Annotated in this window: 13 protein-coding genes; 9 read left to right on the top strand and 4 right to left on the bottom strand. The window is 62.9% G+C overall.

Annotation, left to right across the window (positions count from 1 at the left end):
- The first annotated feature begins 191 nt into the window (after positions 1–191).
- From leuA to ABCW42_RS11315, 3 genes are all read left to right on the top strand, one after another.
- Positions 192–1,931 carry a 2-isopropylmalate synthase gene (leuA, locus tag ABCW42_RS11325; RefSeq protein ID WP_423181349.1) on the top strand — a complete coding sequence of 580 codons (1,740 nt, stop codon included), beginning with the start codon at positions 192–194 and terminating at the stop codon, positions 1,929–1,931.
- Positions 1,932–2,015: 84 nt separating this feature from the next.
- Positions 2,016–2,765, top strand: a complete 750-nt coding sequence (gene recO, locus ABCW42_RS11320) for a DNA repair protein RecO (RefSeq protein ID WP_423181348.1) — start codon at positions 2,016–2,018, stop codon at positions 2,763–2,765.
- A 2-nt stretch (positions 2,766–2,767) separates the two neighbouring features.
- Positions 2,768–3,586 (top strand): isoprenyl transferase, encoded by an 819-nt coding sequence (locus tag ABCW42_RS11315; protein ID WP_423181347.1) that lies wholly within the window; start codon positions 2,768–2,770, stop codon positions 3,584–3,586.
- Between the two features lie 62 nt (positions 3,587–3,648).
- Here the strand turns inward: ABCW42_RS11315 and ABCW42_RS11310 are convergent, their stop codons facing one another.
- Genes ABCW42_RS11310 through ABCW42_RS11300 form a run of 3 tightly spaced genes read right to left on the bottom strand, consistent with a single transcriptional unit; the run spans position 3,649 to position 7,415 of the window.
- Positions 3,649–4,722, bottom strand: coding sequence for an alpha/beta hydrolase (locus tag ABCW42_RS11310; RefSeq protein ID WP_423181346.1), 1,074 nt, complete (start codon positions 4,720–4,722; stop codon positions 3,649–3,651).
- Positions 4,719–5,726, bottom strand: coding sequence for an alpha/beta hydrolase (locus ABCW42_RS11305; protein WP_423181345.1), 1,008 nt, complete (start codon positions 5,724–5,726; stop codon positions 4,719–4,721). Before ABCW42_RS11305 ends, ABCW42_RS11310 begins: the two co-directional genes overlap by 4 nt.
- A 9-nt stretch (positions 5,727–5,735) precedes the next feature.
- Positions 5,736–7,415, bottom strand: coding sequence for an FAD-binding dehydrogenase (locus ABCW42_RS11300; protein WP_423181344.1), 1,680 nt, complete (start codon positions 7,413–7,415; stop codon positions 5,736–5,738).
- Between the two features lie 69 nt (positions 7,416–7,484).
- Here ABCW42_RS11300 and ABCW42_RS11295 point away from each other — a divergent pair, with 69 nt between their 5' ends.
- Positions 7,485–8,552, top strand: a complete 1,068-nt coding sequence (locus tag ABCW42_RS11295; protein ID WP_423181343.1) for a quinone-dependent dihydroorotate dehydrogenase — start codon at positions 7,485–7,487, stop codon at positions 8,550–8,552.
- A gap of 99 nt (positions 8,553–8,651) precedes the next feature.
- Here ABCW42_RS11295 and ABCW42_RS11290 read toward each other — a convergent pair whose 3' ends face one another.
- A complete protein-coding gene (locus tag ABCW42_RS11290) occupies positions 8,652–9,251 on the bottom strand; it encodes a DUF3043 domain-containing protein (RefSeq protein ID WP_423181342.1) in 600 nt (199 codons plus the stop codon).
- Positions 9,252–9,371: 120 nt separating this feature from the next.
- Here ABCW42_RS11290 and ABCW42_RS11285 point away from each other — a divergent pair, with 120 nt between their 5' ends.
- From ABCW42_RS11285 to ABCW42_RS11265, 5 genes are all read left to right on the top strand, one after another.
- Positions 9,372–10,799, top strand: coding sequence for a dipeptidase (locus ABCW42_RS11285; RefSeq protein ID WP_423181341.1), 1,428 nt, complete (start codon positions 9,372–9,374; stop codon positions 10,797–10,799).
- A 206-nt stretch (positions 10,800–11,005) separates the two neighbouring features.
- Entirely contained in the window at positions 11,006–11,392 is a 387-nt protein-coding gene (locus tag ABCW42_RS11280) for a HesB/IscA family protein (protein WP_133205284.1), read from the top strand.
- A gap of 184 nt (positions 11,393–11,576) precedes the next feature.
- A complete protein-coding gene (coxB, locus tag ABCW42_RS11275; RefSeq protein WP_423181340.1) occupies positions 11,577–12,449 on the top strand; it encodes a cytochrome c oxidase subunit II in 873 nt (290 codons plus the stop codon).
- A 10-nt stretch (positions 12,450–12,459) separates the two neighbouring features.
- Positions 12,460–14,181 carry a cytochrome c oxidase subunit I gene (gene ctaD / locus ABCW42_RS11270; protein WP_423181339.1) on the top strand — a complete coding sequence of 574 codons (1,722 nt, stop codon included), beginning with the start codon at positions 12,460–12,462 and terminating at the stop codon, positions 14,179–14,181.
- Positions 14,178–14,579 carry a cytochrome c oxidase subunit 4 gene (locus ABCW42_RS11265; protein ID WP_423181338.1) on the top strand — a complete coding sequence of 134 codons (402 nt, stop codon included), beginning with the start codon at positions 14,178–14,180 and terminating at the stop codon, positions 14,577–14,579. Before ctaD ends, ABCW42_RS11265 begins: the two co-directional genes overlap by 4 nt.
- Positions 14,580–14,653: the final 74 nt, after the last annotated feature.

Raw genomic sequence — 14,653 nt, 5'->3', positions numbered from 1 at the left:
GGACGTTGCTTCAGGTATTTCACTGTCATCATACGCACCCGTGTTACTGTGAAATGGTGCGTGCAGGAATGCTTCTCTTTAGCTGCCGCGGCGAGGCCTCGAAAGCGAACATTCGCTAGGCCAACCCTCGCTGCGGAGTTTGCTATGTCCGGCCAATCTTCCATCTGGATTTAGAGAAAAGGCCCCAAGTCATGCGCAACGCACAAAAGCCCTCCGGAATGCCCATTCACCGTTACGTCCCCTTCCAGGACCAGATCAAAGTGGAACTGGCGGACCGCACGTGGCCGGACAAGACAATCACCAAGGCCCCGCGCTGGTGCGCCGTGGACCTACGTGACGGCAACCAGGCACTCATCGACCCCATGAGCCCCGCCCGGAAGCTGAAAATGTTCCAGCTGCTGGTCAACATGGGCTACAAGGAAATCGAAGTCGGATTCCCGTCGGCATCGCAGACCGACTTCGACTTCGTGCGCCAACTCATCGAGGGCGGCCACATTCCTGACGACGTCACCATCCAGGTTTTGACCCAGGCACGCGAACACCTGATCGAGCGCACTTACGAATCACTGGTCGGTGCCAAGCAGGCCATCGTCCACCTCTACAACTCGACTTCGGTGCTGCAGCGCCGCGTGGTCTTCAACCAGGACGAGGACGGCATCCTGGACATCGCCCTGCAAGGTGCCCGCCTCTGCAAGAAGTACGAAGAGACGCTGACTGACACCCACATCACGTACGAGTACTCGCCTGAGTCGTTCACGGGCACCGAACTCGAATACGCCGCCAGGGTCTGCAACGCGATCGCCGACGTCTTCGAGGCATCGGCGGACAAGCAGGTCATCATCAACCTGCCCGCAACCGTGGAGATGGCGACTCCCAACGTGTATGCGGATTCCATTGAATGGATGCATCGGAACCTGCACCCGCGCGATGGCATCATCATTTCCCTGCACCCCCACAACGACCGCGGCACAGGCGTCGCAGCCGCGGAGCTGGGTTACCTGGCCGGCGCGGACCGCATTGAGGGCTGCCTCTTCGGAAACGGCGAGCGGACCGGAAACGTGGACCTCGTCACCTTGGGCCTGAACATGTTCGTCCAAGGCATTGATCCAATGATCGATTTTTCGGATATCGACGAAGTCCGGCGCACGGTGGAGTACTGCAACCAGTTGCCTGTCCCGGAGCGGTCACCGTATGGCGGAGACCTCGTCTTCACCGCCTTTTCCGGTTCCCACCAGGACGCCATCAAGAAGGGTTTCGAAGCCCTCGAAAAGGACGCCGCCGCAGCCGGCAAGGCCGTGGATGACTTCATGTGGCAGGTTCCGTACCTGCCCGTCGACCCCAAGGACCTGGGCCGCAGCTACGAGGCCGTGATCCGCGTCAACTCCCAGTCCGGCAAGGGCGGCGTGGCCTACCTGCTCAAGAACGAACACAGCCTGGACCTGCCGCGCCGCGCGCAGATCGAGTTCTCCGGCGTCATCCAGCACCGCACCGATACCGTGGGCGGCGAGGTCAGCGGCCCGCAACTGTGGGCGATGTTCCAGGACGAGTACCTGCCTGCGAGCACGGCCGAAGGGCAGTGGGGCCGGTACTCGTTGGGCGCGATCCGGACCGAAACCGACGAGTCCGGCGAACTCACGCTGCACGCGGCCCTCCGGGTGGACGGAACCGTGGTTGAACGGACGGGAACCGGCAATGGTCCTATCGCTGCGCTGCTCAGCATCCTGCGCGAAGACGGAGTGGACGTCCGAGTCCTCGACTACACGGAACACGCACTGTCCGAAGGTGGAAGCGCCAACGCGGCTGCGTATGTCGAATGCGCGGTGGGGGAGCGCGTCCTGTGGGGAGTCGGCATCGACCCCAACACGAGCACCGCGGCCCTGAAGGCAGTGATTTCCGCGGTCAACCGGGCGATCAGGGCCGTCCGGGCCTAGCCCTCGACCGCGCGGCGTCCACCAATTGGGCGCCGCGCGGTAACGGCGGACCCGACTCCGTCCGGCGTGGTGCGAAGATTAACTGTGGCCAATTCCTTTGCAGCCCGTTCCTATCGGGACGACGCCGTCGTGCTCCGCACCCATAAGCTGGGCGAAGCCGACCGCATCATCACCCTGCTGACCAAGCATCATGGCCAGGTCCGTGCGGTGGCCAAAGGTGTTCGACGAACCAGCAGCCGCTTTGGCGCCCGCCTCGAACCATTCATGGTGGCAGACCTTCAGTTGGTTTCCGGCCGTACCTTGGACGTGGTGACTCAGGCCGTGGCGAAGGGAGCCTACGGTAGTTCGATCGCGTCGGACTACACGCGCTATACGGTCGCAGCCGCCATGACGGAAACGGCGGAAAAGCTGACCGACGCCGACGCCGAGTCGGGAACCGCCCAGTACAACCTCCTTGTGGGGGCACTCGCCTCATTGAGCCGTGCGGACCACCCGCCGGAACTGATTCTCGACTCATACCTCCTTCGGGCTTTGGCGACGGGAGGTTGGGCTCCAAGCTTCACCGACTGCGCGCGGTGCGGAGCACCCGGGCCGCACACGGCCTTTTCCGCCCCCCTGGGCGGGATGATCTGCAATGATTGCCGGCCACCGGGTTCGCCCGCACCGGCGCCCGAGACGGTGGTCTTGCTGGGTGCGCTCCTGACGGGTGATTGGGCGACGGCGGACGTATCGGGAAGCCCGCACCGCCGTGAAGCGGCCGGCCTGGTGGCGAGTTACCTGCAATGGCACCTGGAACGAGCATTGAAATCCCTCAAGCATGTGGAGCGAAGCTGATAGTGGCACTGGGAAAAAAGAAGACGACAGTACCGCGCAAGGGTCCGGTGACGGCTCCGTACCCGCATCCCTCCGGCGCCAAGCCGCCGGTCATACCTGCAGAGTTGATTCCGCAGCATGTGGCAATCGTCATGGACGGTAACGGTCGTTGGGCCAACCAGCGGGGACTGCCGCGCATTGAGGGCCACAAAGCGGGTGAGCCCGCGTTGCTTGACGTCATGGCCGGCGCCATCCAGTTGGGCATCAAATACGTCAGCGTTTACGCCTTCTCCACTGAGAACTGGCGCCGTTCTCCGGAGGAAGTGCGGTTCCTCATGGGATTTAACAAGGACGTGCTGCGTCGCCAACGGAACCAACTCGACGATTGGGGAGTGCGGATTCGCTGGGCCGGCCGACGTCCGAAGCTGTGGGGGTCGGTGATCAAGGAACTCGAGGAAGCCGAAGAGTTCACGCGCGGCAACGACACCTGCACGTTGACCATGTGTGTTAATTACGGCGGACGCGCCGAAATCGCCGACGCCGTCGCCGCGATCGCACAGGACGTAGCCGATGGCCGGTTGAAGCCCGGCTCGGTGAACGAGCGCACCATCCAGAAGTATTTGGACGAGCCGGACCTCCCGGATGTCGACCTGTTCCTCCGCAGCTCGGGCGAGCAGCGGCTGTCCAATTTCCTTTTGTGGCAGTCCGCGTACGCGGAGTTCGTGTTCATGGACACCCTGTGGCCGGACGTCGACCGTCGCACCCTGTGGGACGCCGTCGAGATCTACGCGAAACGGGACCGGCGCTACGGCGGTGCCGTCGACGCCGCAACCCCGCGCTGAACGGGAGGCTCTTTAAGGGCACTCAAACGTAGGGCGCCGGTGGCCCGCGCCAGGAACGCCCGTCAGTCCGGATAGGACGCGAGCCAAATGGCGACATCCCGGTAAGCCTGCTGCCGAACGGTGCGCCGTGACAAGAAGACGTCATGGAGCGCGCCGGGGTAGCGGAAAACGGCCGTCCTCCGCCCCAGGCCCAGCGCCCGGCGCGCCGTCTGCTCAACGTCGATGACGGCGTCGACCCGCATGAGGTCGGCACTCCATTCGGCCTGTATCCGGGTGCGTCCGGAAAGCAGGACGAGGACCGGCGCGTCAATGTTGAGCTTGCGTTCGACGGCGGCGTGCCCGGCGAGGACGGCCTTCGTCCATCCCGCGCGGATGGGGAAGGAAGCCTTCGGCCGCCACACGGGGTCCAAGGTCCACTCACCGTGGGCTTGGTTGCTCACGCTTTGCCAATAGGCCGGCATCTCCGGGAAACGGAACGGACGCTTCGGGTCCGTCCGGGCGAATGGCTCCACCAAGTGCATCGCGATGCTGCGGAAAAGGCTGCTTCCTTGGAGCTCGAGCCACGGCGAGTTCAACGTCAGCGTGGCAATCCGGCCTGGATTCCGGTTTGCCCACAGCGCGGCGATCAAGCCGCCCAGTGAATGCGCGATCATGTGGATGGTCGGAGCCTCCGAGTTTCCGGTCCGCTCACGGAGGTCCTGTTGGATGGCGAGTATCGCCGCGTCCAGGTCTTCGTCGTAGACCGACAAGTCGGTGGCGTAGCCGGGAGTCTGCCCTGTGCGAAGGCTCCGGCCGAACTTGCGCAAGTCAACGGCGTAGAAATGAAATCCCGAGGCCGTGAGGAATTCGGCGAGTTCGGCCTGCATGAAGTAGTCGGCCCAGCCGTGGATGTACAACACAACCCGCGGCGGACCTTCGGTAACGGGAACGTCGCGCCGGCGCCTGCGCCGGGTAAAAGCCGTCAGGCTGTCCAGGAGGCCATGCGGGGCAGACAACGGAGCATCCTTGCGCACATGCCGGACGAGCGTCGCGCAAACCGGTCCCTCGTCGTCGGGCAAAAGTTCCAACTCGAGCGTTTCGAATCCAAACCCCAGGAAATCTTCTTGCCACAACGGCAACCCCAGCTCTGTGGTCACGGCGTTTCCTGGATGTGTTGATGCTCGCGGCCGCAAATGTATCCGTGGACCCAGCGGCCCAGCCGCGCATAGGCATCGGCCCGGACAGGACCGGCTGACAAGAACACATCATGGAGTCCGCCTTCCACACGCTCCAGGGTGACCGACCGCCCAAGAGTCATGGCCCGGAGGGCCATCGTGTTGACGTCCAGCACCGCATCCGAATGACGCATTGATTCCTGCCAGATCATTCCGTTCGCGCTGGATCCGGAGATGAGGACCAGGATGGGGATGTCGATTCGCAACCCACGGGCGACTCTTGCGTGCCCACTGAGGACGGCGCTGAGCCATCCGGCACGAACCGGAAATGCCAGGGGAGGGCGGTATTTGTCGTCGAGCGTCCACTCGCCTTCGGCGGAACTGCTGATGCTGCGGTAGTAGAACCCACGCTCAGGCAAGCGCAGGATCGTCCTCGGGCGGAGCCATGCCAATGGGCTGACCATGGTTTGGGCTGCCCGCCGCACCACGGAACTACCGTGCATTTCCAACCATGGGCTGTTAAGGACGAGGAACTGGACGATCCCCGGATACCTGCTGACCCACAACGAGGCAATCAGGCCGCCGGTTGAATGTCCCATGAGGGTCAAGCAAGCGCTCCCGCCTTTGAGCTTCTCCTCTGAGCGGATCATCTCGATGGCTTGGGCAATTTCGGCGTCGTAATCGTCAAGGTGTTCCACGTAGCCACCCGGGGTGTCCGCCCGGAGGTTGCGTCCATGGTTGTGCATGTCCAGCGCGTAGAAGCGGAACCCCAGGCCGGTCCAGAACTCTGCCAAGGCTACGTTGAAGAAATAGTCGCTCCAGCCGTGCAGGAAAAGGACTGAACCATTTGGCGTGGGAGCGGCCGACGGCATTCCTTGCGGAACGTGGCGGACCAGCGTGGCGCGACGGACCACGCCGTCGGGTCCGGCTGCCTCGAATGCGTAACTTTCGAAGTCTGCGCCGAGGATGTCGGTCTGCCACTCCATGGGAACAGCTTAGACACTAGCCGCGGCATCACGCCCGGCCGCCCGTCCGGAGAAGAGGCAACCGCCAAGGAATGTTCCCTCCAACGCACGGTATCCATGGATTCCGCCTCCGCCGAATCCGGCGGCTTCACCAGCGGCGTACAAGCCGGGAACCGGAGCACCGGACATGTCGAGAACACGCGAGAAGAGATCGGTCTGAAGTCCACCAAGGCTCTTTCGCGTCAGGACCGATAACCGAACGGCGAGGAGGGGGCCGTGCCGCGGGTCTTCGAACCGGTGCGGAGGTGCGACGCGCATGAGCTTATCGGTGGCGAAGCGCCGCGCCGAACGGATGGCCGCGAGCTGTGGATCCTTTCCGAGTCCTGAAACCACTTGACGGTCGCGGTCACGGATGAGCGAAGCCAACCCGCTTGGGTCGATCGACGCTGTTCCGGTCAAGAGATTCATCTTTTCACCCAACTCTGCGGGGGTTCTTGCCTGAACGAAATCGGCGCCGTGGTCCAGGAATGCCTGCAAGGGCGAATTCCCTGATCGAAGACGGGCGCCCAGGAGCCGAAGGTCCTTCCCGGTGAGGTCCGGGTTCTGTTCAGAACCGGACAATGCAAATTCCTTCAGGGCAATCGTGCGGTTGCACACGAACCAGGATTGCGCATGGCCGCTTGCGAGGATATGCCTCAGGGCTCCCAACGAATCAAAGCCGGGGAACAGCGGGGAGGGCAATTGCCGTCCGGTCGCATCCAGCCACAGGGAGGACGGGCCCGGCAGGATGCGGATGCCGTGCCGCGGCCAGATGGGAGAGTGGTTGTGGATTCCTTCGGGGTAGTGCCACATGCGGTCGCCATTGATGAGGTTCCCCCTGGCTGCTGCCGCTGCGCTGAGGAAGTCGCCGTCGACGGAGGCCGGCACACCGCTCAGGAGCTCCTCCGGCGCTTCGCCACCGGGCCATTGCTTCCTGACCCTCGCATGGTTTCCGCCGATCCCGCCCGTCGTGACCACAACCGCGCCGGCCGTCGCGTCAAAATGCCCGACGGCGGTTCGCGAGGAAGCGTTTCCGCGTTCGGCCGATGAGGGCTCGAGGACCTCACCGCTCACCCCGGTCACCCGGCCCGCCGTCGTCGTAATCGCCGTGGCACGGTGCCGGAAATGCAGGGTTACCCTGCCATCGGCAAGGCCTTCACGCACCTTTGCCAGGAAAGGTTCCACCACTCCCGGACCGGTGCCCCACGCGACATGGAACCTTGGAACTGTATTTCCGTGGCCTTGCGGGCCGTACCCACCGCGTTCAGCCCATTGCACCAAGGGGAAGAAGCGGACTCCCAGGCTGTGAAGCCAGGCCCGCTTTTCTCCCGCGGCAAAATCCACATAAGCCTCGGCCCATGATTTGGCCCATGAGTCTTCGGTCCGGTCAAATGCCGCGGAAGCGAGCCAGTCCTCCAAGGCTAGCGTCGCATTGTCCCGGACACCCAGCCTTCGCTGCTCCGGGGAACCGACCAGGAAGAGTCCGCCGAACGACCAATGCGCCTGCCCGCCTATGGATGCGGCAGGTTCCTGATCGAGGATCGCTACGCGTTTGCCCGCAGCATAAGCGTGCGAGGCCGCGACCAACCCCGAGAGGCCCGCTCCGATAACGACGACGTCGGCCTCAATGCGTGCCGTGGGGTGAAGTGCACCACTTGGAATGCTCGACATCCGTACATGCTACCGCCGGGTAACCCGACCCGGTTTGTTGCGCGGCAGTGAAACCGGAAAACTAGGAGCATGCGCGTTTACCCCACCTTCTTCAAGCTTGCCTTCTCCTGGATGGATGCCGAAAAAGCCCACAAGATCGGTTTCCAGGCGATCCGCCTTGCACACCGTTCGGGCGTCGGCCGGATCCTGGCGCGGATGACAGCGCCACATCCCTCCTTGCGCACGGAGGCACTTGGCCTGACTTTCCCTTCTCCATTCGGCCTGGCGGCAGGTTTCGACAAAGAAGGCCACGGCATCGAAGCCCTCGCGGACCTCGGCTTCGGACACGTGGAGGTCGGTACCATCACCGGCCAGGCCCAGCCGGGCAATGAGAAACCGCGGCTATTCCGCCTCATCGAAGACAAGGCCGTGATCAACCGGATGGGGTTCAACAACGACGGCGCCGCGGCCGTCGCCCCCCGGCTAAAGGCGGCTCGTGCCGCATTGCAACGGTCACACTCGGACGTGCGTCCGGTGATCGGCGTCAACATCGGGAAAACCAAGGTCGTCGAACTCGACGACGCAGTGGCGGACTACCTCGTCAGTGCCCGAAGCCTCGCGCCGGCGGCCGACTACTTGGTGGTGAACGTCAGTTCACCGAATACTCCCGGACTGCGCTTGCTGCAGAACGTCGAGACGCTCCGCCCCCTCTTGCGGGCGGTCGGTGACGCGGCGGACGAATCCGCCGGACGCCACGTGCCGTTGCTGGTCAAGATCGCGCCGGACCTGAGCGATGAAGACATCGACGACGTCGCGCGCCTGGCTTTGGACCTGAAGTTAGATGGCATTATCGCCACGAACACCACCATCGGCCGGGAAGGGCTGGCGTCCGATCCCGGCAAGGTGGAGGCATGCGGTGCGGGCGGCCTCTCCGGCGCGCCGCTCAAAGTACGTTCGCTCGAGGTACTCCGTCGGCTCAAGGCCGCTGTGGGGGAGCAGCTGGTGCTCATCGCGGTAGGAGGGGTTCAAACCGCCAACGACGTCCAGGAAAGACTCGACGCCGGCGCGACGCTTGTGCAGGGATACACGGCGTTCCTGTACGAAGGACCGTTCTGGGCAGCCGGGATCAACAGGGGCCTCGCGAAGCGGCGTCGCTAACTGGCAATACGGGAAAGACCCTGGACCGAATGGTCCAGGGTCTTTTTCGTAGCTTTGCTATCCACTGCCACGCGATGGCGAATGGTTGGGGTCTCGGCCTTATGAGGGGTACTGGCCGCGCTGGACCTGGGGCTTGGGCAGGCGAAGGCGGCGGAACTGCAAGGACCGCATGCTGCCATACCAAACCGTGCCGCGTTCCACTTCGCCGAATTTCTGCGCCAGTCCCTTCCGCAGTTTGCGGGAGAGGAGCAGGACATCAAGGAAAACGGCGATGAACATCACCCAGAAGGCGATCAGCACATAGCTGAGGGTTTCGCTGCCCGACGGGATGACGAACGAGATCACCACGAACAACAGTGCACCGAACATAAGGTACTCGCCCAAACTGAACCGGGCGTCGACGAAGTCGCGGGCGTAGCGTTTCTGCGGGCCCTTGTCACGTACCGGGAGATACTTCTCGTCACCGGTGTCAAGTGCTTGGCGCATCTTCTGGCGCTGGTCTTGAACCGCAACCCGCTCGGCTTCCTTCGAAGCCTTGCGGTCCGTGGGTACCAAAGGCCGCTTGCGGGCAGCTTCCTGCGCCTTGCGCTTAGGTGTGGGTGCGCCTTTGCCGGCACCTGCACTCTTCAGGGGCGCATCGGCCGCAAGCTGACCTACTGACTCTTGAGCGCTCGGCTCATCCTTTTTACGTCCAAACACCCCTACAGAATACCTCTCAGGAACCTTCCCGAAGTCGAGGCGGCCCGCAATGGCGGATTGACCCCGCCACGCCGTCGGGACCCGTTCCCCGGCACAGGTGGCGACGGTAGTGTTTGGGCCATGACTTCAATGAATGCGGAGATCCCGCAGACCTTCTCAAATGGCGCCGGCACCATCAACGTGGATGCGCTCAAGTCTGCCGTAGACGCCACCTTCGACCACACCATGGAACGGCTGAAGACCCTTGTGTCCATCCCCGGCATCGCGTGGCCCAGTTTCGACCCGGCGGAACTTGAGCGAAGCGCCGGGACCGTTGCGGAATTCGTGCGCGAGGCAGGTTTCGCCGACGTGCAAATATTGCGATGCGACAAAACGGACGGCACTCCCGGGGGCCCCGCCGTCGTGGCCCGCCGCCTCGCCGCCCCCGGCAAGCCGACCATCCTGCTCTACGCGCACCATGACGTCCAGCCGCCGGGCGATTCGACGCTGTGGAACACCGAACCGTTCGTGGCGGAGGAGCGTGACGGCCGCCTCTACGGACGCGGAGCCGCAGACGACAAAGCGGGAATCATGGCGCACTTGGCCTCCTACGCCGTTGCCACCCAGGTTCTCGGCGACGAATTCGGCCTCGGCGTGACCCTGTTCTTCGAGGGTGAGGAAGAGGCCGGTTCGCCGACGTTCCGGAGGTTCCTCGAAACCCACCGCGAGCTTCTCTCGGCGGACGTGATCGTCGTCGCCGATTCGAGCAACTGGAAGGTCGGAGTTCCGGCCCTCACCACCAGCCTGCGCGGCTTGGTGGACGGCACCTTCGAGGTGCGCGTCCTCGATCACGCCGTGCACTCCGGCATGTTCGGCGGCCCGGTCCTGGACGCCCCCACGCTGCTGTCGCGCCTGATTGCCACCCTGCATAACGACGACGGCAGCGTCGCCATCGAAGGACTGGTCGGGAAGGACGACGTGGTCGAGGACATCGACGAGGAGCAGTACCGTTCCGACGCATCAGTGCTCGACGGCGTCCGGCTCGCCGGAAGCGGCAGCCTCGCTTCGCGCTTGTGGACCAAGCCTGCCCTTTCGATCATTGGAATCGACGCACCCGCCGTCGATGTCGCCTCCAACACCCTGATCCCGGCGGCCCGGGCCAAGTTCAGCCTTCGGCTCGCGCCCGGGCAGGATCCGGACGCCGCCATGGACGCCGTGGAAGAGCATGTCAAGATCCACGCACCGTTCGGAGCGAGGGTGACCTTCACCCCGGGGGAGCGGGGCAACGCGTTTGCCACGGACACTGCATCGACGGCTGCGCGGATCGCCATGTGGGCGCTGGGAGAGGCCTGGGGAGTGCCGGCCGTGGAAATGGGGATCGGCGGCTCCATTCCGTTCATCGCCGACTTGACCGAGACCTATCCGGACGTGCAGATCCTTGTGACCGGTGTTGAGGACCCCGATTCCCGCGCCCACAGCGCCAACGAGTCGCTCCACATCGGCGACTTCCGGAACGCCGTGCTGGCGGAAGCCCTGATGTTGGCCCGCTTGAACGCCGGAGGGCTGTGACACAGCTCGAAACGCCGGGCTGTCGGCGCTACCCCGGACGCCCCGGGGGCCTGTTCCGGGAACAAGGCAAGTGTCCCCGCGGTTACGTTAGAAGTTATAGCTATGCGTCGGCTCGACGTAGCATGTAGCTATAACCCGCACGTATTTGGGTAAGGGCAGAATGCGCGGACGCGCGGCTGCCAAGAGCTTCATAAGAAGGTAGGCCAATGAGCACTGCAACCAACGAAAACAGCACCGGAGCGCAGGTCGCCGGCGGCGAGCTTCCCGAGCACGAGGTCATGCTGACCGACGTCGCTGCAGGCAAGGTCCGGAGCCTACTCGAACAGGAGGGGCGCACGGACTTGCGGCTTCGGGTCGCGGTTCAGCCCGGCGGCTGCTCCGGCTTGATCTACCAGCTTTACTTTGACGAGCGCTTGCTCGACGGCGATGCTGTCCGCGACTACGATGGCGTCGAAGTTGTTGTCGACAAGATGAGCGTGCCGTATCTCAGCGGTGCCAGCATCGACTTCGAAGACACGATCTCGAAGCAGGGTTTCACCATTGACAACCCCAACGCCGGCGGGTCTTGCGCCTGCGGCGATTCGTTCCACTAACCCGGGGTTTTCGCGCACTGTCGGCCCAGTTCAGGAACGGGTTTAAACCCGCTCCGACGCACTGGGCCGACATGTCTGCGAAAACCGCTTGGGGGCGGTAAGCTCTACATCGGGTAGTAAAACTTTAGTGTGCCCGGTGGGGTTTTGGCCGGCCGGGCTGCAGCAACAAGAGGAAGGGCCGTCTGTGAGTTCGCAGAACCGAACCGGCAGCCGACGCAAACAGATCATCTCGATCACTGGCTTGGCACTAGCCGGCGCGTTGGCTTTGACCGGATGTTCACCAGAGGCAGCGAAGGGCTGGTTGCCCACCGAGCGTGGGACTACCAGTAACACTGATCGGATCATGGACCTCTGGGTCAACTCATGGATCGCCGCCCTGGCCGTTGGCGTCATCACCTGGGGCTTGATCATTTGGTGCGTCATCGCCTACCGCCGCCGCAAAGGCACCACGGGATTCCCCAAGCAGCTGAGCTACAACCTCCCTTTGGAGGTCTTTTATTTGACCATTCCGCTGTTCATGGTCTTGGTGTTCTTCTACTTCACCGACCAGGACCAGCGTGCCATCGATGACCGCTCGCAGCCTGCCGACGTGACAATCGACGTCCGCGGCAAGCAGTGGGCATGGGACTTCAACTACGTCAAGGGCTCGGTTATTTCCGAGGACCTGCACGAGGCAGGCGTCCAAGCCCACCTCACGGGCAACAACGTAGACAAGGACAAGCTTCCCACCTTGTACCTGCCGGTCAACAAGTCGGTTGACCTTGAGCTCAACTCCCGCGACGTCATCCACTCTTTCTGGGTGCCAGCCTTCCTGCAGAAGCGCGACATGATCCCCGGCAAGACCAACTACATCAGGTTGACCCCCACCAAGGAGGGAACCTATGACGGCAAGTGCGCCGAACTTTGCGGTGAATACCACTCCGAGATGCTGTTCCGCGTGAAGGTTGTTTCCGACGCTGAATTCCAGGCACACATGGACCAGCTTCGCCAGAGCGGCAACACGGGTCTCCTCGATTCGAAGTACGACCGCAACCCGAACCTGAACGAAAAGAACTAAGGGAAGCGACGTGGCTACATATACTCAATCCGCCGGAGTTCTTGAGGCTCCGGTAGTACCGAAATCCAAGGGGCGCATCGTCGTCAACTGGATCACCTCGACTGACCACAAGACCATCGGGTACATGTACCTGATCGCGTCCTTCGTGTTCTTCTGCCTCGGCGGCGTGATGGCCCTGCTCATCCGCGCGGAACTGTTCGAACCGGGCATGCAGATCCTGCAGACCAAGGAACAGTACAACCAGCTCTTCACGATGCACGGCACAGTCATGCTGCTGATGTTCGCGACGCCGCTCTTCGCCGGCTTTGCCAACGTCATCATGCCTCTGCAGATCGGGGCCCCGGACGTCGCATTCCCGCGACTGAACGCCCTCGCTTTCTGGTTCTTCCTCTTTGGCTCCACCATTGCGGTTTCCGGTTTCATCACCCCGCAGGGTGCAGCTTCCTTCGGCTGGTTCGCCTATGCGCCACTGTCCGACACCACCTTCACTCCCGGGGTTGGTGGCGACCTCTGGGTGTTCGGCCTGGCCCTTTCCGGCTTCGGTACCATCCTTGGTGCGGTCAACTTCATCACCACCATCATCTGCATGCGCGCTCCTGGCATGACGATGTGGCGCATGCCGATCTTCACCTGGAACACCCTCGTCACGGCCATCCTCGTCCTCATGGCGTTCCCCCCGCTCGCCGCGGCACTGTTCGCGCTGGGTGCCGACCGCCGTTTCGGTGCTCACATCTTTGATCCGGAAAACGGTGGCGCCGTCCTCTGGCAGCACCTGTTCTGGTTCTTCGGCCACCCCGAGGTCTACATCATCGCGCTGCCGTTCTTCGGCATCGTGTCCGAGATCTTTCCGGTCTTCAGCCGCAAACCGATCTTCGGCTACAAGGGCCTTGTCTACGCGACCATTGCCATTGCCGCGTTGTCTGTGACTGTGTGGGCACACCACATGTACGTCACGGGTTCCGTACTCCTGCCGTTCTTCTCCTTCATGACGATGCTGATCGCGGTTCCCACCGGCGTGAAGTTCTTCAACTGGATCGGCACCCTCTGGCAGGGTTCGATCACCTTTGAAACTCCCATGCTCTGGAGCATCGGCTTCCTGGTCACCTTCCTTTTCGGCGGCCTTACGGGCATCATCTTGGCTTCGCCGCCGCTTGACTTCCACGTTTCGGACTCCTACTTCGTGGTCGCCCACTTCCACTACGTGGTCTTTGGCACCGTTGTGTTCGCGATGTTCGCAGGGTTCTACTTCTGGTGGCCCAAGTGGACCGGCAAGATGCTCAACGAACGCCTGGGCAAGATCCACTTCTGGCTCCTGTTCCTGGGCTTCCACGGAACCTTCCTGATCCAGCACTGGCTCGGTGTCGAGGGTATGCCGCGTCGTTACGCGGACTACATGCCGCAGGACGGCTTCACTTGGATGAACCAGTTCTCCACGATTTCATCCTTCGTACTTGGTGCCTCTCTGCTGCCGTTCTTCTGGAACGTCTACATCACGTGGCGAAGCAACAAGAAGGTCGAAGTTGACGACCCGTGGGGCTTCGGCGCTTCGCTCGAGTGGGCCACGTCCTGCCCGCCGCCGCGCCACAACTTCACTTCGTTGCCTCGCATCCGTTCGGAGCGTCCTGCCTTGGACCTGCACCACCCGGAATTGGCGCAGAGCCACACCATCGATATTCCGAAGCCAGCAGCAAGCCTGCTCGGCAACGCTGAGCAGGAGGACACTTCCAAGTGAGAGTCGAATCATGGATCTTCGGAGCAGGCACCTTCTTCTTCGTGCCGGTCGCAATAGTCTACGGATTGCTGACCCACTGGACTGAATGGGTCGGCATCCTCGGCATCCTCCTTGTCGGTGGCCTTGCAGGCATGATCGGCGCCTACCTCGGCTTCACCGGTAAGCGCGTGGGCATGCGTCCCGAGGACCGCGCCGACGCTGAGATTCACGAAGGCGCCGGCGAGCAGGGCCACTTCAGCCCCTGGAGCTGGTGGCCGATGGTTCTCGGCCTGGCGTGCGCAGGCGGCTTCCTTGGCCTGGCAGTTGGTTTCTGGATCACGTTCGTTGCCGCTGGCCTGGCGATTGTGGCTTTGGTTGGCTGGGTCTTCGAATACAGCCGCGGAGACCACGCCCACTAGTAGCAACGGGCGACAGCGGAGGGTCCCACCATTGTGGTGGGACCCTCCGCTGTTTTGTTTGAGACGTCGAGAGT

It is taken from the genome of Arthrobacter sp. NyZ413 (genome assembly GCF_049390645.1).
GTDB lineage: Bacteria > Actinomycetota > Actinomycetes > Actinomycetales > Micrococcaceae > Arthrobacter.
This window is presented reverse-complemented; position numbering and strand designations above follow the sequence as displayed.

Bases quoted from the DNA above. Each gene is read 5' to 3' on its own strand.
- leuA (WP_423181349.1), top strand. From the start codon at position 192: ATGCGCAACGCACAAAAGCCCTCCGGAATGCCCATTCACCGTTACGTC.
- ABCW42_RS11305 (WP_423181345.1), bottom strand. From the start codon at position 5,726: ATGGAGTGGCAGACCGACATCCTCGGCGCAGACTTCGAAAGTTACGCA.
- ABCW42_RS11300 (WP_423181344.1), bottom strand. From the start codon at position 7,415: ATGTCGAGCATTCCAAGTGGTGCACTTCACCCCACGGCACGCATTGAG.
- ABCW42_RS11295 (WP_423181343.1), top strand. From the start codon at position 7,485: ATGCGCGTTTACCCCACCTTCTTCAAGCTTGCCTTCTCCTGGATGGAT.
- ABCW42_RS11285 (WP_423181341.1), top strand. From the start codon at position 9,372: ATGACTTCAATGAATGCGGAGATCCCGCAGACCTTCTCAAATGGCGCC.
- ABCW42_RS11280 (WP_133205284.1), top strand. From the start codon at position 11,006: ATGAGCACTGCAACCAACGAAAACAGCACCGGAGCGCAGGTCGCCGGC.